Origin of the sequence: Roseovarius sp. EC-HK134, assembly GCF_902498815.1 — a bacterium.
Classification (GTDB): domain Bacteria; phylum Pseudomonadota; class Alphaproteobacteria; order Rhodobacterales; family Rhodobacteraceae; genus Roseovarius; species Roseovarius mucosus_A.
In genome coordinates this window covers 2,223,394-2,243,548 of the sequence record NZ_LR701544.1, presented here as the reverse complement: position 1 = coordinate 2,243,548, position 20,155 = coordinate 2,223,394, and the positions used below count along the sequence as shown (strand labels likewise).

The 20,155-nt window shown below is 62.3% G+C and carries 20 protein-coding genes; 8 read left to right on the top strand and 12 right to left on the bottom strand.

Annotated features, from left to right (window positions below; translation table 11 throughout):
- The first annotated feature begins 164 nt into the window (after positions 1–164).
- On the top strand, positions 165–1,073 hold the full coding sequence (locus GC127_RS14780) for a hypothetical protein (RefSeq protein WP_151978850.1): 909 nt from the start codon (positions 165–167) through the stop codon (positions 1,071–1,073).
- An 85-nt stretch (positions 1,074–1,158) separates the two neighbouring features.
- Here the strand turns inward: GC127_RS14780 and GC127_RS14775 are convergent, their stop codons facing one another.
- Positions 1,159–2,535 carry an FAD-binding oxidoreductase gene (locus GC127_RS14775; protein ID WP_151978849.1) on the bottom strand — a complete coding sequence of 459 codons (1,377 nt, stop codon included), beginning with the start codon at positions 2,533–2,535 and terminating at the stop codon, positions 1,159–1,161.
- A 131-nt stretch (positions 2,536–2,666) separates the two neighbouring features.
- On the opposite strand from GC127_RS14775, the gene GC127_RS14770 reads away from it, so the two are divergent.
- Positions 2,667–4,310, top strand: a complete 1,644-nt coding sequence (locus GC127_RS14770) for a chloride channel protein (RefSeq protein ID WP_254700125.1) — start codon at positions 2,667–2,669, stop codon at positions 4,308–4,310.
- 6 nt (positions 4,311–4,316) lie between these two features.
- Here the strand turns inward: GC127_RS14770 and GC127_RS14765 are convergent, their stop codons facing one another.
- The 10 genes from GC127_RS14765 to GC127_RS14720 all read right to left on the bottom strand — a co-directional run bounded on the left by GC127_RS14765 (position 4,317) and on the right by GC127_RS14720 (position 14,633).
- Positions 4,317–4,658: a DUF427 domain-containing protein gene (locus GC127_RS14765; protein WP_008280170.1), complete on the bottom strand. Its 342-nt coding sequence runs from the start codon at positions 4,656–4,658 to the stop codon at positions 4,317–4,319.
- 64 nt (positions 4,659–4,722) lie between these two features.
- Entirely contained in the window at positions 4,723–6,525 is a 1,803-nt protein-coding gene (locus GC127_RS14760) for an aminopeptidase P family protein (protein ID WP_151978847.1), read from the bottom strand.
- A 115-nt stretch (positions 6,526–6,640) separates the two neighbouring features.
- Positions 6,641–8,518 (bottom strand): cobaltochelatase subunit CobT, encoded by a 1,878-nt coding sequence (gene cobT, locus GC127_RS14755; protein ID WP_151978846.1) that lies wholly within the window; start codon positions 8,516–8,518, stop codon positions 6,641–6,643.
- Positions 8,515–8,847 carry a hypothetical protein gene (locus GC127_RS14750; RefSeq protein ID WP_151978845.1) on the bottom strand — a complete coding sequence of 111 codons (333 nt, stop codon included), beginning with the start codon at positions 8,845–8,847 and terminating at the stop codon, positions 8,515–8,517. Before GC127_RS14750 ends, cobT begins: the two co-directional genes overlap by 4 nt.
- A complete protein-coding gene (cobS, locus tag GC127_RS14745) occupies positions 8,847–9,833 on the bottom strand; it encodes a cobaltochelatase subunit CobS (RefSeq protein WP_008280174.1) in 987 nt (328 codons plus the stop codon). The genes GC127_RS14750 and cobS overlap by 1 nt, the downstream gene beginning before the upstream one ends.
- Before the next feature lie 125 nt (positions 9,834–9,958).
- Entirely contained in the window at positions 9,959–10,612 is a 654-nt protein-coding gene (locus tag GC127_RS14740) for a Crp/Fnr family transcriptional regulator (RefSeq protein ID WP_151978844.1), read from the bottom strand.
- On the bottom strand, positions 10,612–11,484 hold the full coding sequence (gene mmsB / locus GC127_RS14735) for a 3-hydroxyisobutyrate dehydrogenase (protein WP_151978843.1): 873 nt from the start codon (positions 11,482–11,484) through the stop codon (positions 10,612–10,614). Before mmsB ends, GC127_RS14740 begins: the two co-directional genes overlap by 1 nt.
- The gene (locus GC127_RS14730; RefSeq protein WP_151978842.1) at positions 11,481–12,530 is read right to left on the bottom strand and encodes an enoyl-CoA hydratase/isomerase family protein; all 1,050 of its coding nucleotides are present in this window, start codon (positions 12,528–12,530) and stop codon (positions 11,481–11,483) included. The genes mmsB and GC127_RS14730 overlap by 4 nt, the downstream gene beginning before the upstream one ends.
- On the bottom strand, positions 12,527–13,669 hold the full coding sequence (locus GC127_RS14725; RefSeq protein ID WP_151978841.1) for an acyl-CoA dehydrogenase family protein: 1,143 nt from the start codon (positions 13,667–13,669) through the stop codon (positions 12,527–12,529). The genes GC127_RS14730 and GC127_RS14725 overlap by 4 nt, the downstream gene beginning before the upstream one ends.
- Positions 13,670–13,985: 316 nt before the next feature.
- Complete coding sequence (locus tag GC127_RS14720) at positions 13,986–14,633, bottom strand: hypothetical protein (protein WP_151978840.1); 648 nt, start codon at positions 14,631–14,633, stop codon at positions 13,986–13,988.
- 136 nt (positions 14,634–14,769) lie between these two features.
- On the opposite strand from GC127_RS14720, the gene GC127_RS14715 reads away from it, so the two are divergent.
- From GC127_RS14715 to GC127_RS14690, 6 genes are all read left to right on the top strand, one after another.
- Entirely contained in the window at positions 14,770–15,324 is a 555-nt protein-coding gene (locus GC127_RS14715) for a hypothetical protein (protein WP_151978839.1), read from the top strand.
- 309 nt (positions 15,325–15,633) lie between these two features.
- Positions 15,634–15,786, top strand: coding sequence for a hypothetical protein (locus GC127_RS14710; RefSeq protein ID WP_199861266.1), 153 nt, complete (start codon positions 15,634–15,636; stop codon positions 15,784–15,786).
- Between the two features lie 97 nt (positions 15,787–15,883).
- Positions 15,884–16,246, top strand: a complete 363-nt coding sequence (locus GC127_RS14705) for a YciI family protein (RefSeq protein WP_081508211.1) — start codon at positions 15,884–15,886, stop codon at positions 16,244–16,246.
- 203 nt (positions 16,247–16,449) lie between these two features.
- A complete protein-coding gene (locus GC127_RS14700; protein WP_008280239.1) occupies positions 16,450–16,809 on the top strand; it encodes a YciI family protein in 360 nt (119 codons plus the stop codon).
- A complete protein-coding gene (locus tag GC127_RS14695) occupies positions 16,752–18,044 on the top strand; it encodes an RNA polymerase sigma factor (RefSeq protein ID WP_254700123.1) in 1,293 nt (430 codons plus the stop codon). The genes GC127_RS14700 and GC127_RS14695 overlap by 58 nt, the downstream gene beginning before the upstream one ends.
- Before the next feature lie 528 nt (positions 18,045–18,572).
- Complete coding sequence (locus GC127_RS14690; protein WP_151978836.1) at positions 18,573–19,256, top strand: GAD-like domain-containing protein; 684 nt, start codon at positions 18,573–18,575, stop codon at positions 19,254–19,256.
- 163 nt (positions 19,257–19,419) lie between these two features.
- On the opposite strand, the gene GC127_RS14685 is transcribed toward GC127_RS14690, so the two are convergent.
- Entirely contained in the window at positions 19,420–19,953 is a 534-nt protein-coding gene (locus tag GC127_RS14685) for a L,D-transpeptidase (RefSeq protein ID WP_151979771.1), read from the bottom strand.
- Between the last annotated feature and the right edge of the window lie 202 nt (positions 19,954–20,155).

The window sequence follows — 20,155 nt, the reverse complement described above, 5'->3', positions numbered from 1 at the left end:
GAATGGCACGTCATAGCCAGTTGCCTGCACATGGCACGGTTGAAATGAAAGCACGTGACTTGCGCGCAGCTTGTTGAAAAGCTGGGGGTGTTGGAATCAGTGACAGAAGGGGGTGACGTTGCGGACAGGCTTGCCCGAGGGAAGTTTGGCGCGGCGTTCGTGTTGTGATGCTTAAGAGCTGTTGGATCATCTCGGTTGTAATTGGGCTTGTGGCGATTTCGGCCATTGGGTGGGGAATTTACGGAACTGGGCTTACGTTGGGTGAAGTTAAAGCCAAAAATACCTATCATACGAGCCGATATGCCATAGATGCCGTTGACCAAATTGATCGGCTCTGTCTCAAGGGTGATCCAGCCAATATTTCTGAATGTGTAGTCGAAGTGGTTAAGGCTACCAATGAGAACCAGCGCGCTCAAGATGACCTTGAAGCGCAAACCAAAATGGCCCAGTGGGCTTTTTTTTCGGTTCTGTCTTCTTGTTTTGGCCTAATTTTGCTCGGTTTTACCCTCCGATACACCAAAAAGGCCGCTGACGCTGCCGCTGAACTTTATGAATTGGAAAGTCAGCCCTTTCTTTCTCTGGAGGTCATCGACGGGGCAAATTTTCGGATCATCGATGGCAAGGCTGGTTTCGTGCGTGACGATGAATTCAAAGAGGGTCCATTGTTCTGCAAAATCATCAATGGCGGTAGGTCGTCGGCAATCGCTACAAGAATTCATAGAGAGTGGAGTTTCTGCGAAAAAGGCAGCCCACCTGCGATAACTATCGGCGATCCGGACGACAGAAAGAATCCAGTGGATAATTCTAAACGGGACTTTCTTACGTCCATCCCGGTTGGGGCACAAAGCTCGTCGCCACCCATCACTACTTTCAATGATCAGACATCTATTTGTTTGGAGCCCAAGAACGCGTATTTTCACGGCTTCGTGGAGTTCTCGGATGCGTCTGGAAGAAGACGTGGAAGGACTGGGTTTTGCTTCGTATTTCTTCCGTCAATCAGCAGCAGAGGTATGAGCGTTGGCTTCCCCGAGGATACAAAAGGTCACTGGTATTATAATAAGATCGATGACTAGCGCCGTGACCGTCGTTCATCTCCTTTCGGGGCTGGTGCGTTCGATACATAAGGCCGGGTATCTCGGGCGAACCGCCCCCCCTCCCTCAATTCCTCGGTGGGACCAGTTTGCCGGGGTTGAGGATGTTGAGCGGGTCGAGGGCGTGTTTGAGCGCGCCCATCAGCGCCCAGCCGCCTCCGTGTTCGCGCTGCATATAGTCTAGTTTTCCCACGCCGATGCCGTGTTCGCCGGTGGCGGTGCCGCCAAGGGCCAGGGCGCGCGTGACCATGCGGTCGGAGGCGGCTTTGGCGGCGGTGAGTTCGTCGGGGTTGTCGGGGTCAATGAGCAGGACCGCGTGGAAATTGCCGTCGCCGACATGGCCCAGAATGGGGCCCATCACACCCGCTTGGTCGAGATCGGCGCGGGTGTCCTCGATCGCTTCGGCCAGTTTCGAGATCGGCACGCAGATGTCTGTGACGATGGCGCGCGCGCCGGGGCGCTGTCCAAGGATCGCGTAATAGGCATTGTGGCGCATGGCCCAGAGGGCGGTGCGGGCCTCGGTCTGGGTGGCCCAGTCGAAATCCGAGCCCATGTGCTCGCGCGCCAAGGCGCCAAAGCTCTCGGCCTGTTCGGCGGTGCTGGCGGGCGTGCCGTGGAATTCGAGCAGGAGGTGGGGTTTTTCGGGCAGGGTCATCTTGGCATGGGCGTTGACCGCGCGCACGCTTTCGGTGTCCATCAGTTCGATCCGCGCGATGGGGATGCCGCATTGGATGGTGTCGATCACGGTGGCGACGGCATCGGCCACGCTGTCAAAGGCGCAGACCGCGGCCGATATCGCCTCGGGCTGGCCTGAGAGCCGCAGGGTGAGTTCGGTGATGAGACCGAGCGTGCCCTCGGCCCCGACGAATAGCCCGGTGAGGTCATAGCCTGAGGAGGATTTGCGCGCGCCGGTGCCGGTGCGGATCACCTCGCCCTTGGCGGTCACGACCTCGAGCGCCAGAACATTGTCGCGCATGGTGCCGTAGCGCACGGCGGTGGTGCCGCTGGCGCGGGTCGAGGCCATGCCGCCCAAAGAGGCATTGGCACCGGGATCGACGGGAAAGAAGAGGCCGGTCGCGCGCAGCGCGTCATTGAGCGCTTGGCGTGTCAGGCCCGGCTGCACCCGCGCGGTCATATCTGCTGTGGCCACGTCGAGCACGGCGTTCATCCGGCTGAAATCCACCACGATGCCGCCGCGAAAGGCCTGCGCCTGCCCCTCCAGAGAGGTGCCGGTGCCCCAAGCCACCACCGGCACGCGGTGGCGGGCGCAGAGGGTGACGATCTCGGCCACCTCTGCCGTCGTCTCGGGATAGGCCACGGCATCGGGGGGGCTGGGTGGAAAATGCGATTCGCTTTGGCCATGCAGGGCGAGATCGGACTTGGACAGGGTGATCCGTTGGCCTAGAGAGGATTGGAGGTCTGCGATGGCGCGGGCAATGTCCATGGATGTGCTTTCTGAGAGAGGCGATGGGCGTAGCCTAATGCATGCCGCGCTGACGGAAAAGCGCGCGCGAGGCGTGAAGGGGAGCGATGCAGGCCGAAGAGCCATCCTTTTGGGGCCAGTTGCGCCGGAGCATGGGTGACTCCCTGCGCGAAGGCTGGCGGGTGCTGCGCAAGCGGGGGCCGAGCCAGTTTCAATTCTGGCTGATCGCTCTGGGCATCGGGATTGCTGCGGGGTTCGCGGCGCTGCTGTTTCGCAAGGGCATCACCGCCTTGCAGCAGCTGGTTTATGGCACCGAGGATGTGGCGCGGCTGCATAGTTTTGCAGAGCATTTGCCGTGGTATTGGATCCTGATGTTGCCCATCGCGGGCGGGCTGGTTGTGGGGCTGATCCTGCACCGGTTCACGCCGGATGGGCGGGTGCGTTCGGTGGCGGATGTGATCGAGGGGGCCGCTCTTTATGAGGGGCGGGTCGAGCGGCGCGAAGGTCTGGCCTCGGCGGCGGCGTCGCTGATTACGCTGGGCACGGGCGGGTCTTCGGGGCGCGAAGGGCCGGTGGTGCATCTGGCGGGGGTGATTTCCTCTTGGGTGAGCGAGCGCATTCATGCTGATGGGGTGACGGGGCGCGATCTTTTGGGCTGTGCGGTGGCGGCGGCGGTTTCGGCCTCGTTCAACGCGCCCATTGCCGGGGCGCTCTTTGCGCTGGAGGTGGTGCTGAGGCATTTCGCGGTGCATGCCTTTGCCCCTATCGCCATTGCCTCGGTCGCGGGCACGGTGATTAATCGGCTGGAATTTGGCGGTGTGACCGAATTCAGCCTGCCGCAGGCGAGCGTGCTGGAATTCTATGCCGAATTGCCGGCCTTTCTGATCCTTGGGCTGATTTGCGGGGTGGTGGCGGCGGCGCTGATGCGGGCGATCTTTTTGGCTGAGGATGTGGCGGGGCATGTGCAGGCGCGGATGGGCCTGCCGCGCTGGCTGCGGCCTGTTGGGGCGGGGGCGCTGCTGGGTCTTATGGCGATCTGGTTTCCGCATATCATCGGCGTGGGATATGAGACCACCTCGGCGGCGCTCACGGGCAAGCTTTTGTGGCATGAGGCGGCGGTGTTTGCCGTGCTCAAGGTGGTGGCGGTGGCGATCACCATTGGCGGGCGCATGGGCGGAGGCGTGTTTTCACCTTCGCTGATGGTGGGCGCGCTGACGGGGCTGGCCTTTGGCCATGTGGCGACCGCACTGTTGCCCGAGGTTTCGGGCGCGCACACGCTCTATGCATTGGCGGGCATGGGCGCGGTGGCGGCGGCAGTTCTTGGCGCGCCCATATCGACCACGCTGATTGTGTTCGAGTTGACCGGCGACTGGCAGACGGGGCTGGCGGTGATGGTGGCGGTCTCGACCTCGACGGCGCTGGGATCACGGCTGGTGCGGCGGTCGTTCTTTCTGGCACAGTTGATGCGGCGGGGCATCCGGCTTGCGGCGGGACCGCAGGATTATCTGCTGGGGATGTTCCGGGTGTCCAAGGTGATGCGTGCGCCCGATGACGCGCGCGCAGCGGATGAGGCGCAATGCTGGTCATTGATCGAGCAGGGCGTGTATCTGGACGTGACCGCCACGCTGGAGCAGGCGATGCCGCTTTTCGAGCGGGCAAATGTGCCCTTTGTGCCGGTGGTCACGCTGTCGGGGGGGGATCAGCCGCCCGAATTGTCGGGCGCGCTGTTTCATGTGGATGCGCTCAAGGCCTATAACCGCGCCTTGGCGGCGGTGTCAGAGGAAGAGCACAGCTAAAGCCGGTCAGACCCGTTCGACGGTCACAGAGTCGGTTGCGTAGAAGGCAATGTGATCCTTGATCTCTGCCACCTCGGGTTTGGGCGATTCATAGCTCCAGGCGGCATTCTCGAGGGTTTGGCTTTTGGTGATGATCGAGTAATAGCGCGCGTCGCCCTTGTAGGGGCAATGGCTGAATTGTTCGGTTTCATCGAGAAAGGCCATGGCGATATCCGCACGCGGGAAATAGATCACGAACGGATAGTCCCCTTCGGTCAGTTCCAGTGCATTGCGGCTCTCGCCCAGAACGGCGCCACCAGCGCGGACCGTCCAGGTGCCTTCGGCCTTGCGAATCGTGATACGTGCCATTGTCCATCCCCTTGTTCTTTGATCTTGATTTTTTGGTGTGACGCAGGAACCTAACAGGAATATGTCAGCTTGTCTGCGTTACTTTCTCCAACCATAGCCGCGCTTGGGGCGAAAGCAGAGGGCCAATCTTGTCGCGGCAGGCCCTATGATAGGTATTCAGCCAGTCGCGTTCCGCTATGGAGAGCATATCGCGGTCGATGAGGCGGGTATCGAGGGGTGTATAGGTCAGGGTTTCGAACCCAAGCTGCGTTGCGCCGTCGCCGTCGGGCAGCGGGTTGAGCGCCGTCACGACGATAAGATTCTCGATTCGGATGCCAAAAGCGCCCTCGCGGTAATAGCCGGGCTCATTGGAGAGAATCATGCCTGGCTCAAGCGGCACCTCGGAGAGGCGCGAGAGGCGTTGTGGGCCTTCGTGGACGCAAAGATACACGCCAACCCCGTGGCCGGTGCCATGGGCGTAATCCTGATCGGCCAGCCAGAGGGGGGTGCGCGCGATGGCGTCAAGGTCTCGGCCTGCGAGGCCGCGTGGGAAGCGCAGCCGCGAGATGGCGATCATGCCCTGCAACACGCGGGTAAAGGCCGCGCGCTCGGCGGCACCGGGGGTGCCGATGGGCAGGGTCCGGGTGATGTCGGTGGTTCCGTCGAGATATTGCCCGCCACTGTCGAGCACGAGCAGGTCGCCATCAAGCAGGCGGCGGTTGCTGGCCTCGGTCACGCGGTAATGCGGCAGCGCGCCGTTGGGGCCGGAGCCAGCGATGGTGTCAAAGCTGATGTCGAGGAGTTGCCCGGTGGCGGTGCGGGCCTGCTCAAGCTGGCGCACCACGTCGATTTCGGTGAGCGTGCCGGGGGATTGCGCGTCGAACCACGCCAGAAACTCGCACATTGCCGCCCCGTCGCGCAGATGCGCGCTGCGGGTGGCGGCAATCTCGGCGGGGGTCTTGCGCGCCTTGGGCAGGATGCAGGGATCGGCCCCCCAGACATGGGGCACGCCTGCCGCGTCAAGCACTTGCACCACACGCAGCGGCACATGGGCGCGGTCAAGGCGCACCGGACCGGGGAGGGCGGCAAGGGCGGTCTCGAAGGCCTCGGGGGGGCTGAGGGTGATCTCGGGCCCAAGATGCGCGCGGGCGGCGGCATCGAGCTTGGCGGGGTCGGTGAAGAGGGTGGCGCGCCCGTCATCGCGCAGGATGGCAAAGCCCTGTGCGACCGGGTTGCGGGGAATATCACGGCCCCGGATATTGAAGAGCCATGCAAGTGAGTCGGTGAGGGTGAGGACCGCTGCTGTCTGGCCTGCGGCGCGCAGGGTTTCCGCCAAGGCGGCGCGTTTTTCGGCGTGGCTGGTTCCGGCGAGGGTGTCGGGCCATGGGGTGATGGCCCCCTGCGGCGGGGCGGGGCGGTCAGGCCAGATGCTGTCGATCAGATTGGTGTGGGGTTTGAGGTGGATGGCGGTGCCCGAGAGCGCCTCGGTCAGGGCGTCGATCTGTTCGGGGGTGTAGAGCCAGGGATCAAAGCCCACGGTGCCGCCCTCTGGCAGATGTTCGCGCAGCCATGGGCCAAGGCGGGTGTCGGGCCAATCAACGGGGGTGAAATGCGGGATGGCGACCTGTGCGCGAACCTGCACGCGGTAGCGCCCATCGGTAAACACGCCCGCCACATCCGGCAGCACCGCGCAGAACCCGGCAGAGCCGGTAAAGCCGGTGAGCCATGCCAGACGATCATCGCAGGCGGCGACATATTCGCCCTGATGCGCGTCAGCGCGGGGCACGAGCCACCCCGCAAGCCCGGCCTCGGCCATGGCGCGGCGCAAATTGGCCAGACGAGGCGGGCCCTGATCGGGGCGGGCGGATTGGGTGAAGGACTGGAACATGCGGTCTCCTGCGGGGCGGTCGGGGTTTGGGGGCGCTGCCCCCGTCCCGGATTTCATCCGGGCCTCCCCCGAGGGATTGAGAGCCAGATGAAACCGGCCAGAGGACACCGGGGCATCAGCCCGCGCGGCGGATGCCCATGACGCGGGCGCGGGCGCGCGGATCGCTGTCAAAGAGCGCGGCCAATTGTTCGGTCATGGCCCCTGCCAGTTGGTCGGCATCGGTGATGGTCACGGCGCGCTGATAATAGCGGGTGACGTCATGGCCGATGCCGATGGCCAAAAGCTCGACCTGTTTGCGACGCTCGACCATGGCGATCACATCGCGCAGGTGTTTTTCCAAATAATTGGCGGGGTTGACCGACAGGGTGCTGTCATCGACCGGCGCGCCATCGGAGATCACCATCAGGATCTTGCGCGCCTCTTTGCGCTGGATCATGCGGCGATGCGCCCATTCGAGCGCCTCGCCGTCGATGTTTTCCTTCAAGAGCCCCTCTTTCATCATCAGCCCGAGATTGTCGCGGGTGCGGCGCATGGGGGCGTCGGCGGATTTGTAGATGATGTGGCGCAGATCATTGAGGCGACCGGGCAGTTGCGGGCGCCCCTCGGCCAGCCATTTTTCGCGGCTCTGGCCGCCTTTCCACGCGCGGGTGGTGAATCCGAGGATCTCGACCTTGACCGAGCAGCGTTCGAGCGTGCGCGCCAGAACATCGGCGCAGATGGCGGCGATGGAAATGGGGCGGCCGCGCATTGAGCCGGAATTGTCCAGAAGCAGCGTCACCATCGTGTCGCGGAACTCGGTATCCTTTTCCACCTTAAAGCTGAGCGGTGTGGTCGGGTTGGCCACCACTCGGGCCAAGCGGCCTGCGTCCAAGATGCCCTCTTCGCGGTCGAATTCCCAAGACCGGCTTTGCTGCGCCTGAAGGCGGCGTTGCAGTTTGTTGGCAAGGCGGCTGACAGCACCTTTGAGCGGTTCCAACTGTTGATCGAGATAGGCGCGCAGGCGTTCCAACTCGACCGGGTCGGCGAGGTCTTCGGCGCGGATTTCTTCGTCAAAGGCGGTGTTGTAGACGGCGTAATGTGGATCGGCGTCGGAGATGGGCGCAGGTGCGGGCGGCTCGAGCGGGGCTTCGCCCTCGGGCAGCTCGGTTTCATCCTGCATCTCGTCGTCAGCCAGCTCCTCCATGCTGACCTGTGCCTGCGCCGCGTCCTGCTGTTCGTCCTGAGAGCGTTCGGGATCGGCTTCGGCTTCGGTTTCGTCGCTGTCGTCCTGACCGGTGCTGTCGGGCTCTTCTTGTTCTTCGCCGCTTTCTTCGGCCTCGTCCTGCTGGTCGTCATCCATGCTGTCGGGGTCATCGCCCAACTGGTCGCCGTAGCCGAGATCTTCGATCATGCGGCGGGCGAATTTGGCGAAGGCGGTCTGATCGGCGAGAATATCCTGAAGCGCGCCGAGCGTGCCGCCAGCCTGTTCCTCGATAAAGCCGCGCCAGAGGTTCATGACGTTTTGCGCGCCTGCGGGCATATCGCGGCCCGTGGCGAGGTGGCGGATCAGGTATCCGGCGGCGGCGGGCAGGGGGGCATCGGCGGTGGAGGTGATCCGCTCGAACCCCAGACGGTTTGCATCCTGCGCGATCTTGGCGTCGATATTGGTGGCGGTGCCGGGCATGTCGCGGGCGCCCACCGCCTCGCACCGGGCGGTTTCCATCGCCTCGTAGAGGTCGCGCGCCATGTCGCCGGGGGGGGCGTAGCGGGCATGGGTGCTCGCGTCGTGGAATTTATGGCGCAGCGCCAGCGCATCGGCGGTTCCGCGCGCCAAGAGCACCTCTTCGCGGCTCATGCGGCGGGAGACCTGCGGCAAGCGCATGGCATCGCCGGAGATACCGCTGGGGTCCACCGAATAGCTGACGGTCAGTTCAGAATCGTCGGCCATCACCTTGGTGGCGTTGGCGAGCGCCTTTTTGAACGGATCGGCGGGGTTGTCGGTGGGTTTGTTCATTGCGTCGCTTTCGTTGGCAGGGCAACGTTTTCCCGAATATGTGGAAACTCGGACTCCATCATTAGCATCTGAACTGCGATTTGAAATCGCCTATTCTGAAGCTCAAGGCGTCGGGCAGTAAGTATCAGCAATACGGATAACAAGGCTGACCAAACATTTCCGAATGCCAAGTAAGCCAAAAGCGCTACCGCAGCGCTAAACACGATTATAGTGACATTTATAATCCGCTTCGCGCTTTCCCTAGCATGCTCAGCAGCAAGATACTGATATTTTGCCACAAGACTTTCAATATACCAATCTGGGTGTCCACTTTTTGCGTGGATTGCCATTACCGCACTTTCACATTCGCGGCACTCTCGGGCAGTTCCTCGTCAAAGCAGCGCTGGTAGAATTCGGCGACGGTCTGACGCTCCAATTCATCGCATTTGTTGAGGAAGGTGAGGCGGAAGGCGTAGCCCACGTTGCGGAAGATGGTGGCGTTTTGCGCCCATGCGATCACGGTGCGGGGGCTCATGACGGTTGAAAGCTCGCCATTCATGAAGGCCGTGCGCGAGAGGTCTGCGACTGTGACCATGCGGCTGATGGTCTTGCGCCCCTCGGCGGTGTTGTAGAGGGGGTTCTTGGCGATCACGATAGCGGTTTCAGCGTCATGGCTGAGATAGTTCAGCGTGGCCACGAGCGACCAACGGTCCATCTGGCCCTGGTTAATCTGCTGGGTGCCGTGATAAAGCCCGGTGGTGTCGCCGAGACCCACGGTGTTGGCGGTGGCGAAGAGGCGGAAATAGGGGTTGGGCGAAATCACCTCGTTCTGGTCCAGAAGCGTGAGTTTGCCATCCGCCTCGAGCACGCGCTGGATCACGAACATCACATCGGCGCGACCGGCATCGTATTCGTCGAACACAATGGCGGTGGGGTTGCGCAGCGCCCAAGGCAGGATGCCTTCGTGGAATTCCGTGACCTGCACGCCGTCGCGCAGTTTGATCGCATCCTTGCCGATCAGGTCGATCCGGCTGATGTGGCTGTCAAGGTTGACGCGCACGCAGGGCCAGTTGAGACGCGCGGAGACCTGTTCGATATGGGTGGATTTGCCGGTGCCGTGATAGCCTTGGATCATGACGCGGCGATTGTGGGAAAACCCGGCGAGGATCGCGAGCGTGGTGTCGGGATCGAATTTATAGGTCGAGTCGAATTCCGGCACGCGCTCGGTCCGGGTGGCGAAGCCTTTGACGATCATATCGGTGTCGATACCGAATGTCTCGCGGACCGAGATTTCCTCGGTCGGTTTCGCGTTGATGTCCATCATTCCGTCAGCCATTCCGCCGGTCCTTTAATCGGGTCGTTTCTCAGATCTCGTCGTGCAACATATCGCAGCAGAGGGCAAGGGGAAGGGGCAAGATTGCGCTGGCCTTATGAGGGTTGCGCGATTGGCCTCATGGGCGGTCATTCGGTGCTTTGGGCGATCTCGGACAGGGTTTCGGCGTCGAGAATATGGACCATCCCGCGCTCTATCGTCACGATGCCCCTCCGCGCCAGCGCATCAAGGCGGCGCGAGACCACTTCGCGGGCGGAGCCGATCATCACGGCTATTTCAGCATGGGTGGCGCGCAGGATGCCATTCTCGGCGCGGTCGAGCAGGCATTGCGCAAGCCGGGTTTCGATCCGCTGAAAGGCCACGCGGTCGAGCAGGTGCATCATGGATTGCAGGCGTTGCGCGAAGGCGGCGAAGACGAAATGCCGAAAGCTGTCGGAGAGGTCCATCAGGTGCAGGAACGTATCGCGGGGGACGAGTACGAGTTCGGAGGGGGCGCGGGTGATCGCCTCGCCGGAATAGGCGTCACCGCCCATCAGGCCAAGGGTGGATTGCACGCAGCTTTGGCCCGGCTCGACGGCGTAGAGCAGCAGCTCTCGCCCCGACGCGCCGGTCAGATAGACCTCGACCCGACCCGAGAGCATGATGACAAAGCCCTTGACCGTATCGCCGGGGTGAAAAAGCACGGTGCCCGCTGGCGCGATCATCGGCGTCAGGCGGTCGAGAATGGCGCGCGCCTCTGGCTCGAGCACGGGCAGGCCGGGTGCGCGCGCCACCCACGCCATCAGCCGCGCCCGCGTTTCTCGAACCGGGGCAGCATGGCCGAGAAATCGCGGCCCTTGCCATCTTCGGCTTCCACGAATTGCGCGTAAAGATCGCAGGCAGCGCGGCCCATGGGGGTGTCGGCATCAGCCGCCTCTGCCGCCTGTTGCGAGAGGCGCAGATCCTTGAGCATGAGATCGGCGGCAAAGCCCGGTTTGTACTCATTGTCGGCGGGCGATTTGGGGCCAACGCCGGGGGCCGGGCAATAGGCATTCATCGACCATGAGTAGCCCGAGGACGTTGAGACCACATCAAACATCGCCTGCCGGTCGAGGCCCAGTTTATCGGCCAAGGCAAAAGCCTCGCAGGTGGCGATCATGGTCACGCCAAGGATCATGTTGTTGCAGATTTTGGCGGCCTGCCCATTGCCGGAGGGGCCACAATGCACCGCTTTTTGCCCCATGATGTCAAAGAGTTCGCGGGCGATGTTAAAGCCTGTTTCGTCGCCGCCCACCATGAAGGTGAGCGTGCCGGCGGTGGCCCCGCCGACGCCGCCCGACACGGGCGCATCAAGCGCGGAGAGGCCCGCCGCCTGCGCCTCTGCCGCGACATCGCGGGCGCTGGCGACATCGACGGTCGAGCAGTCAAGCAGCACTGCGCCAGTATCCATGGCCGGGATCACCTCGGACGCGACCTTGCGCAGGATGGAGCCGTTGGGCAGCATGGTGATGACCACGTCCGCACCGCGCGCGGCCTCGGTGGCGCTGGCGGCCATGGTGACGCCGTCGATCTGCACCGCTGCCATGTCATAACCGGTGACGTCATGCCCGGCCTTGGCGAGATTGGCCGCCATCGGCGCGCCCATATTGCCCAGCCCGATAAACCCGATTTTCATGTCTTTGCCTCCTCCAGCGTCAGGGCGTCTTTGCCCAAGGGTTGCAGCATCTGCGCCACGGCACTGCCCGGCAAGCTGTCAAGCCCATGTTTCCAATGTGGTTTTCTGTCCTTGTCGATGATCGCGGCGCGGATGCCTTCTAGGAAATCGCCCTGTTCCATGGCACGATAGGTGAAACGGTATTCAAGGCCAAGGGCGCGCCCGATATCGGCCGCGGGGCCGCGCAGACGGTGGATCATCTCGATGGTGCAGGCCATCGAGAGGGGGGAATTGCGGCTGAGGGATTTTACCGTGTCGCGGGCAAAATCGCTGTCCTCGGCGCGTAGTGCGTTGAGGATGTCGCGCAGCGTCTCGCCGCTGAAATGCTGGGTGATCTGCGGGGTGAGGGCGCGCAGAGGGCCGGGGGGCGGCGTTTGCGCATGGTCGGTGATGAGGCTTGGATCACCGGTCTCGATCAGTTTTGCGATGAGGGTGGGCCACATGAGCTGTGGCACGTAAGTATCAGCGAAGCCTGCGTAAATCGCGTCATCCGGCCCCATGCGTGTGCCGGTGGTGCCAAGGTATTCGCCCATGCGCCCCGGCGCGCGGGCCAGGATCAGCGAGCCGCCGACATCGGGCACAAGGCCGATGCCGCATTCGGGCATGGCGATTTGCGTGCTTTCGCAAGTGATGCGGTGTGACCCGTGACAGGAAATGCCCACGCCGCCGCCCATGACAAACCCCTGCATGAACGCGATATAGGGTTTGGGATAGCCTGCGATCTTGGCATTCAGGCGGTATTCATCGGCCCAGAAGCGACGGCCATAATCGTAATCGCCCGCGCGCCCGGTGTCATAAAGCTGCTGAATGTCGCCGCCGGCGCAAAACGCCTTGTCCCCTGCGGCGTCGATCAGGATCAGGGCCACGTCATCGTCGGTGCGCCAGTCCTCCAGCGCCGCTTCGATGGCCATGGCCATCTCGTAACTCAGCGCATTCAGCGCCTTGGGGCGGGTGAGGGTGATGCGCCCGGCGCGCCCTTCTTTGCGGATGTGGATATCGGCGGTCATTGGCCCGCCAGCATCTGCCGCGCCACGATCAGGCGCATGATCTCGTTGGTGCCTTCAAGGATTTCATGCACGCGCAGGTCACGGACCAGTTTTTCGATCCCGTAATCGGCGAGATAGCCGTAGCCGCCATGCAGTTGCAGGCATTGGTTGACCACGCGGCTGCCGGTTTCAGTGACGAATTTCTTGGCCATGGCGCAGAATTTCGTGGCATCGGGGGCGTCATTGTCAAGCTTCCACGCCGCCTGACGGAGGAAGGTGCGGGCAGCCTGAAGCTCGATTTCCATATCGGCAAGGCGGAATTGCAGCGCTTGAAACTGGTCGATCGGTTTGCCGAAGGCGCGGCGCTCGGCCATATAGGCGAGGGTTTGGGTGAGGCCCTGCTGCGCTGCGCCCAAGGAACAGGCGGCGATGTTGAGGCGGCCACCGTCAAGGCCATTCATCGCATAAGTGAAACCTTTCCCGTCTTCACCCACCAAATTCTCGGCAGAAATGTTGCAATTGTCAAACTGCACCTGCCGGGTGGGTTGGCTGCGCCAGCCCATTTTATCCTCGAGCCCGCCATAGCTGAGGCCCTCTGTGCCCGCCTCGACATAGACGGTCGAGATGCCCTTGGGACCATCGCCGCCGGTGCGGACCATGACGATATAGGCGTCGGAATAACCGCCGCCCGAGATGAACGCCTTGGTGCCGTTGAGGGTGTAGCCCGTGTTGGTGCGCTCGGCGCGGGTCTTGAGGGCGGCGGCGTCAGAGCCGGAACCGGGCTCGGTCAGGCAATAGGACAGCACGGTTTCCATGGTCAGGGCGCGGGGCAGAACGCGCGCCTTCATTGCGTCAGAGCCGAATTTGTCGATCATCTTGGCGCACATATTGTGGATCGACAGGAAGGCCGCGACCGAAGGGCAGGCCATCGAGAGCGCCTCGAACACCAGCGTTGCCTCAAGGCGCGTAAGGCCCGAGCCGCCCGCCTCCTCGCTCACATAGAGGCCGCCAAAGCCAAGGGCGGCGATTTCCGGCCAAAGCTCCTTGGGGATGGTGCCCGCCCGCTCCCAGTCGCGGGCATGGGGCGCGATGCGGTCCTGTCCAAAGGCGTGCGCCATGTCGAAAATGGCGGTCTGTTCCTCGGTAAGGGCGAAATCCATCGGCGGCTCCTCTGCGCTGAAATGAACGGCTGTTTAATTAACAACTATTTCAGAACTATTGCAAAGGCCAGTGTTGCGTGACGGTTGTAGCTGTAGCTGTTGTAGCGTGACAGCGAAGTTTGCAGTGAATTACAGTGAAGTTTACAGCAACGGGGTTTTCAAAGAGGGCGAGCTGCGGTCCCTTGTCGAATGTCTTTTGCACCTCGGGCATGTGAACCGTTCATCCATGTGCAAACGTAACTCGCCACAGCCATGTAACCTGTATGATCGTTGTCGTCTGCCTGAGGTAATGTAATGCGGCAAGTTCCCGCATCCGTCACTTCGCTTCCAGCCTCAACACGGGAACGAGCGCATCCTCAATGAGCTTGACTTGCTCCTCGATCAGCACGTTCATCTTGTTGGGGCGGTCGCTTGCGCTTGAGCTACTGAGGTCTTCGCGGATCATACGGGCAAACACTTGGTCGTTTCCATCGTCGCTATTCGAATCAACTGCGATGCTTACAATGTGGAATTGGCGGTTCAGCAACTCCAACGCCTTCTCGACCGGTTCGCCGAATAACGCACGCGCCATTGGAAGGCATTCCTCTAATGCCCGACGCTCATCCAGAACAGCGTTCAGACGGTTGTAGTGTGCCTGTGCAATGATCAGCTTTTGTTTTCTGCCGGCTGAGGCCCAGCCGTCTTGCTGTTCGAGGTGCTTTTCTGCCGCGTTCAGTTCGTGGGCAAGAACCAAGGGGCTTCGGACATACCCGAGCGCACGACGTGCCTTGTATGCGGCGGTCAGGATGCGCTCTGCCTGTTCTATGTGTCGCTCCGACAACTTCTGCCGCCGCCACCCGTCAAAGGTGTTGGAGGCGAACCAAGCTGCACCGATTACGGCCAGCGCCCCGATGACGGTTCCCGTTCCTGAAAGTACCGCTCCCAATGCCGTCCACTCGGTTGCTGTCCACCCTGCTTCCGTCATTGCGCCCCCCAGTCTACGTCAGCCGAATATGGCGAGGTTGGTCGCTCGCCGCCAGTACTTCTTGCCTAATTGACCTTGGGGCTTGTCTCCTCGGAGGTAGCCAGCCATTTTGCATGAGCCAAAGGAGGGTCGTTTAATGGGTGAAGCAAAGCGCAAGTTGGAGGCTGTTCGGGCAGAGTTTCTCGCTGAGTTGGACAGGTGGTCTTTTCTTCCTAATGATTGGGAGGCAACGACAGTCGCAGAGATTAAACTGCTTCCTGTAGTCAAGGTCACCCGGGGCCGCGATGTGGAATTGGAATGGATGCGAATGAAGCCCCGTCAGTGCCATGCGAATGCCCGTTTCATGGAAGAAAAAGACCCGGAGCAACGCTCGAAGCAGATCACCGGCTGGTGGCCACAAGACGGGAATTACGTCCTTCATTCTATCGTCGATCAATATGGACAGCTCGTGTGTGTAACTCCAGCACCTTTGCATCGGGAGAACCCTTTCGCCTTTATTCCGGATCCCAAAATTGAATGGCGCGAAGTAGGTGACTATCGCGAAGCGTATCGGGACGGGGTTAAGATTGGTCCCGGTGTCAGAATTAACCCTGCTGGCACACTTGCGGAAATTGACATCATCCGTCGGCGCTTGCTGTCAGGGATGAACCCATACAAGGCTGTGCAGCGCGACCAACCGTCTACACTTTGAGCCGGTCTGGCGCGATGCGACTGCTGCCGTAATGCGCTGCCATAAGTCGGCTTTCCGCCTAGCTTGCCTATACTTCGTTATGTAGCTTTGGCTGCGAGTCGCGCCCGCTTCAGGCTGGGATCGATCCTTGAGCAGGAACGCGAACAGCAGGTTTAGCGCCCCTTCAACACCCCCTTCACTCCACATACTGAAACCCCTGCACTGCGCGGAAGTGCCAGCCGTAGCCGGCCCCGGCGGCTGTGACGTTCGGCGCGGCGAGATGATTTGTTTGCGGTTGCTGAGGTTGATCTTGTGGCGCTCACAAGGGCCATGGCCGGCGTCGCGATTGGATGTGGGCGCGCCGTGCTGCGGCCCGGCCTTTCTTTCGGGGTGATCGCCAACACCACGGCCTTCCTCAAAGCTGAACGAGCCACGACTGTCTTCGCCGCAATTCGTGCCGCAATCTCGGACCTGTCGAAATGAGCCGGTCCCGTCGCACATGACGATGAGCGGGTACGCACAGGCTCACATGTCAACAGGCCGTGGACCAACGGCCATCCTGAGAAGAAAGGCACTTTCGATGCAATTCATGTTACAGTTCCGCGAGACCGCCGAGGAATGGGGCAAACACAAAGACCCCACTCAGCACGCGGCCTATTTTGGTGTCTGGAACAGCTTTATCGGCGCGCTCGCCCAATCCGGGGCGATGGTGGGCGGCAACGGGCTGCTTCCGCCGGACACTGCGACAACGCTGCGGGTCGAGAACGGCACGCGGCACGTCTTTGATGGCCCGTTTGCCGACACCAAAGAGACGCTGGGCGGCTATGTTATCCTTGACGTGCCTGATCTAGACGCCGCCCTTGAATGGGCTGCAAAAGCGCCATGCGTGACAGCGGGGTCGGTCGAGATCCGCCCGGTGCTGCCGCCGCCCTCCAACGGCTAATGGACTCGCAGCGCAGGCCGGGCTGCCTGCGCTGCATGAAGCCCCTGCACCCAGAGGGAGCCGTTGCGCATTGCGTGTAGAACGACGTGGACTGGAGCTTTGCTCCCTTTCCGGGCTTTGCCTTGCTGCGCTTCGGTGATGAAGACGCGAACCCATAGACAGGGCATGACCCCGCGGGCATGCTGAGAAAAAAGGAAATTCCAATGCACTATATGATGCAGTTCTACGAGAGCCCGGAAGAACGGCGCAAACCTACCGATCCCGCGCAGGCCGGGGCCTATTGGGGGAGCTGGCAGGCCTATATTGGCGCGCTCGCACAATCCGGGGCAATGGTCAGCGGCAATGTGTTGCGCCCGCCCGAGGCTGCAACGACGCTGCGGGTCGAGAACGGCACGCGGCACGTTGTAGATGGCCCCTTCGCCGACACCAAGGAGATGCTCGGGGGCTATGTTATCCTTGACGTGCCTGATCTCGACGCCGCCCTTGAATGGGCCGCAAAGGCGCCATGCGTGACGGGCGGGTCGGTCGAGATCCGCCCGGTGCTGCCGCCGCCCGGTGCCTGATGGAGGACGCGTGCCGCGATGCCGCCGCGCGGGCGACGCTCGCGGCGCGCGACTCCTACGGCAAGCTGCTTGCGATCCTTGCCGCGCGTACCCGCGATGTCGCCGCCGCCGAGGATGCGCTGGCCGACGCCTTCGCCGCCGCGATTGCGCAGTGGCCGAAGGACGGCGTGCCATCTAATCCGGTTGGCTGGCTATTGACCGTTGCGCGGCGCAGTGCGGGCCATGCCGCAGCACGGCGTCAGACCGCCGACCGTGGCGCGGCGATGGTGCAAATGCTGGATGATGAACGCAATGATCCTGCTTCGGACGGTTTTGGCGATGACCGGCTGAAGCTGATGTTCGCCTGCACCCATCCGGCGATTGCAGTGGATGCGCAAGCGCCGCTGATGTTGCAGACGGTCCTGGGCCTTGATGCCGCGCGGATCGCCGCGAGCTTTCTGGTGGCACCCACCTCGATGGGTCAGCGGCTGGTGCGCGCCAAGCGCCGCATCCGCGATGCCGGTATCGCCTTTGCAATCCCCGAGGCGGAAGATATCCCCGCGCGGCTGTCGGCGGTGCTGTCCGCGATCTATGCGGCCTATGGCACGGCCTGGGACGATGTGGCCGGTGCCGATCCGCGGTTGGCGGGCCTTGCCGATGAGGCGATCTGGCTTGCGCGGCTGACGGTGCAGCTTGTGCCCGACCAGCCAGAGGCGCTTGGCCTGCTTGCCATGATGCTTCACTGCGAGGCGCGGCGGGCGGCGCGGCGTGGGCCCGATGGTGCCTTTATTGCGCTGCGCGACCAAGACGTTGCCCTATGGTCCCGCGACATGATGGCCGAAGCCGAAGCCGCCCTGCGCGCCGCCGCCCGTCTGGGTCAGCCGGGGCGGTTCCAGACCGAGGCGGCGATCCAGTCGCTTCATGCGCAAAGCCGCATGACCGGCGAGCGCCTGCACGGCCCGCTCATGCAGCTTTACAACGGGCTGGCGCGGTTCGCGCCCACCACCGGCGTGCTGGTGGCGCGGGCGGTGGCGCTTGCGGAGAATGGCGAGGCTGACGCGGCATTGTCTCAGCTTGATGCGATCACGGGTGCAGAGACCTATCAGCCATGGTGGGCGGCGCGCGCCCGCATCCTGTGGCTATACGGTCAGGAGGAAGCCGCCCGCGACGCCGCATCCCGCGCCGCCGGTCTGAGCAGCGACCCCGGCATCCGGCGCTTTCTGTTGGCGGGGGGGTATCGGGACGGCCCGCGATAACAAATCCGCCAAGCCCATAGCGAAGGCGGGGGAGACCGTCGTTGCGCAACGCGCAGCCTTGGGTGAAACGGGCGCAAGCCGGGCAGTCGAGGGCAGGTCGGACCCGCTTCGCACTGGCAGCGAAAGCTGTCGCGCGATTTCGAAAAGGGTTCCGGATGCGGAGGCGGAAAAGGGCCTTCACTAGCGTTTTTTGCACCCATCCAAAAGGTGCTTGGACCGTTGGGTTTTGGGGTTTGGTAGCGTGCGCCACGTCTGCGCCTCTGCTCTGGTCAACGTGCTCGTTTTCGCCCTATTGGCGCTGTTTTGCCGCTCTAGAGCAAACTTTGCACTCGCGCGTCCCTGTGGCCTCTTGGTCTTCCAGCCTCGTCCCGGGTTATCCGGCATCGCTGTAAACGAAGGTGTGGGCCTACAAGCATCCTGCTTCAGGTCTCCCCTTCAGATCCAGAGCATGCGTGGAAAACCCTCAAATTGACTATTGCCGGACAATGTTTGATTAAGTGTAAGCCATTGCGAATAGGAAATTTCCCGATGACCAAGCTCGCCGAAATCCGAACCTATGCGCTTTCGAAATTGGGTAAGCTGGACAAGGTGACGCCGTATCCGGCGGACAGTTTGGCGGCCCTACAGGGCAGAGTGCCGGGCAGCATGATCGACATGCTTCACACCTTGGGCCTTGGCACCTGGGGCAAAGGCAAGTGGCAAACGGTAGAGCCACAGAGCTATGATGGTTTGTTGCAGCAGACCTTGCGTGGCGATCCTGATTTTTCCGCTGGGGATTGCACGGCCTTTGCGATCCTTGGCTTCGGCGATCTGACGTGTTGGCATCGAAGGTTTGGAATTGTGAACATTCGTGTTTTGCCCAACACCCTGTCTGCCCCGTCGTTTTATGAGAATGGGCCAGAAGACACCGAACAGGCGGCGCTTATGAACTTTATGTCCATTCACCTGACTGCTGGTCAGTACTACGACAAATACGCAGGCGATGGAAAAGGCCTGTTCGAGCGGCTTGTCAAAGTGCATGGCCCGCTTGCGCCCGGCCAAATCTTTGCCCCCAGACTACATCCGGCGATCGGGGGCGCGGTGACGGTTGAGAACTTCCGCCCTGCTTCGGCCCCTGAGGCCACGGCCCTTCTGCATCAGATGGAACCCTTTGTGTTCATGGACCACCGCAAACCACGCGCAGTTGAGGTGCGGATGATCGGGCGGCAGTGATGACTATGCGCAAGCCACTCGCATTAACGCTCTTGCAACACTTGACTGTCCACGCTGCCCCCGTCACCGCCCCCCCCCCTTCAACGCACAGAAATGGCCGCCGAAGTTTCTCCGGCGGCCTGTTGGGATGGGTTTGCGTGACGGTTGGGGCCCCGGTGGGTGCTCAGAGCAGCAGGACCTGTGTGCCGACCTCGACCTTGGCGAAGAGTTCCTCGATATGCTCGTTATAGAGGCCGATGCAGCCTGAGGAGGATTGCCGCCCGATCTTGCGGGTGTCGTGGGTGCCGTGCACGAGATAGGCGGGCCAGCTGAGGTAGAGCGCATGGGTGCCCAGCGGGTTGCCGGGGCCGGGGGGCATATAGGCGGGCAGGGTGGGATCGCGCTCGCGCATGGATTGGGTGGGGGTCCAGTCGGGGCCGACGCGCTTGCGCACGATCTGGGTATAGCCGCGGCGGGTGAGATCCTCGGTCATCGGCACGGAGGAGGGGTAGAGCGCATAGGTCTCGCCGTCCGGGCCCCAGTAATGCAGCGCGCGGCTGTCGATATCGGCCAGAATAGCGCCCTTGCCCAAGCTGTCGAAATGATCGCGCCAGTCGCGGGTGATAAAGGCGGACGCATTGCGCCGGTTGGTCACGTCTGCCGAAGGTTCTGCGCGCAGGATACCGGGGGTTGCAAGGGCGGCAAGGCCGGTGGCCATGGCATGGCGGCGGGTCAAAAGGCCGGGTTTCACGGGAATTCATCCTCTTTGTCGTGGCTGCTGCGCCCTATTTAGGGAAAGGGACGGGCGAAGCGAAGGGCAGGACGGGCAGAAACCTGCGTCACCTCACGAGATTGTCATCGCGAAGAGGCCGTGTGGTGGCAACGCCCCGCTCGCGTCAAGATTGCGAGAGGGGCGCGTT

Coding starts and splice junctions, on each gene's coding strand:
- GC127_RS14775 (WP_151978849.1), bottom strand. CDS start 2,535: ATGGACATTGCCCGCGCCATCGCAGACCTCCAATCCTCTCTAGGCCAA.
- GC127_RS14770 (WP_254700125.1), top strand. CDS start 2,667: ATGGGTGACTCCCTGCGCGAAGGCTGGCGGGTGCTGCGCAAGCGGGGG.
- GC127_RS14765 (WP_008280170.1), bottom strand. CDS start 4,658: ATGGCACGTATCACGATTCGCAAGGCCGAAGGCACCTGGACGGTCCGC.
- GC127_RS14760 (WP_151978847.1), bottom strand. CDS start 6,525: ATGTTCCAGTCCTTCACCCAATCCGCCCGCCCCGATCAGGGCCCGCCT.
- cobT (WP_151978846.1), bottom strand. CDS start 8,518: ATGAACAAACCCACCGACAACCCCGCCGATCCGTTCAAAAAGGCGCTC.
- GC127_RS14750 (WP_151978845.1), bottom strand. CDS start 8,847: ATGGCAATCCACGCAAAAAGTGGACACCCAGATTGGTATATTGAAAGT.
- cobS (WP_008280174.1), bottom strand. CDS start 9,833: ATGGCTGACGGAATGATGGACATCAACGCGAAACCGACCGAGGAAATC.
- GC127_RS14740 (WP_151978844.1), bottom strand. CDS start 10,612: ATGGCGTGGGTGGCGCGCGCACCCGGCCTGCCCGTGCTCGAGCCAGAG.
- mmsB (WP_151978843.1), bottom strand. CDS start 11,484: ATGAAAATCGGGTTTATCGGGCTGGGCAATATGGGCGCGCCGATGGCG.
- GC127_RS14730 (WP_151978842.1), bottom strand. CDS start 12,530: ATGACCGCCGATATCCACATCCGCAAAGAAGGGCGCGCCGGGCGCATC.
- GC127_RS14725 (WP_151978841.1), bottom strand. CDS start 13,669: ATGGATTTCGCCCTTACCGAGGAACAGACCGCCATTTTCGACATGGCG.
- GC127_RS14720 (WP_151978840.1), bottom strand. CDS start 14,633: ATGACGGAAGCAGGGTGGACAGCAACCGAGTGGACGGCATTGGGAGCG.
- GC127_RS14715 (WP_151978839.1), top strand. CDS start 14,770: ATGGGTGAAGCAAAGCGCAAGTTGGAGGCTGTTCGGGCAGAGTTTCTC.
- GC127_RS14710 (WP_199861266.1), top strand. CDS start 15,634: ATGGCCGGCGTCGCGATTGGATGTGGGCGCGCCGTGCTGCGGCCCGGC.
- GC127_RS14705 (WP_081508211.1), top strand. CDS start 15,884: ATGCAATTCATGTTACAGTTCCGCGAGACCGCCGAGGAATGGGGCAAA.
- GC127_RS14700 (WP_008280239.1), top strand. CDS start 16,450: ATGCACTATATGATGCAGTTCTACGAGAGCCCGGAAGAACGGCGCAAA.
- GC127_RS14695 (WP_254700123.1), top strand. CDS start 16,752: ATGCGTGACGGGCGGGTCGGTCGAGATCCGCCCGGTGCTGCCGCCGCC.
- GC127_RS14690 (WP_151978836.1), top strand. CDS start 18,573: ATGACCAAGCTCGCCGAAATCCGAACCTATGCGCTTTCGAAATTGGGT.
- GC127_RS14685 (WP_151979771.1), bottom strand. CDS start 19,953: ATGGCCACCGGCCTTGCCGCCCTTGCAACCCCCGGTATCCTGCGCGCA.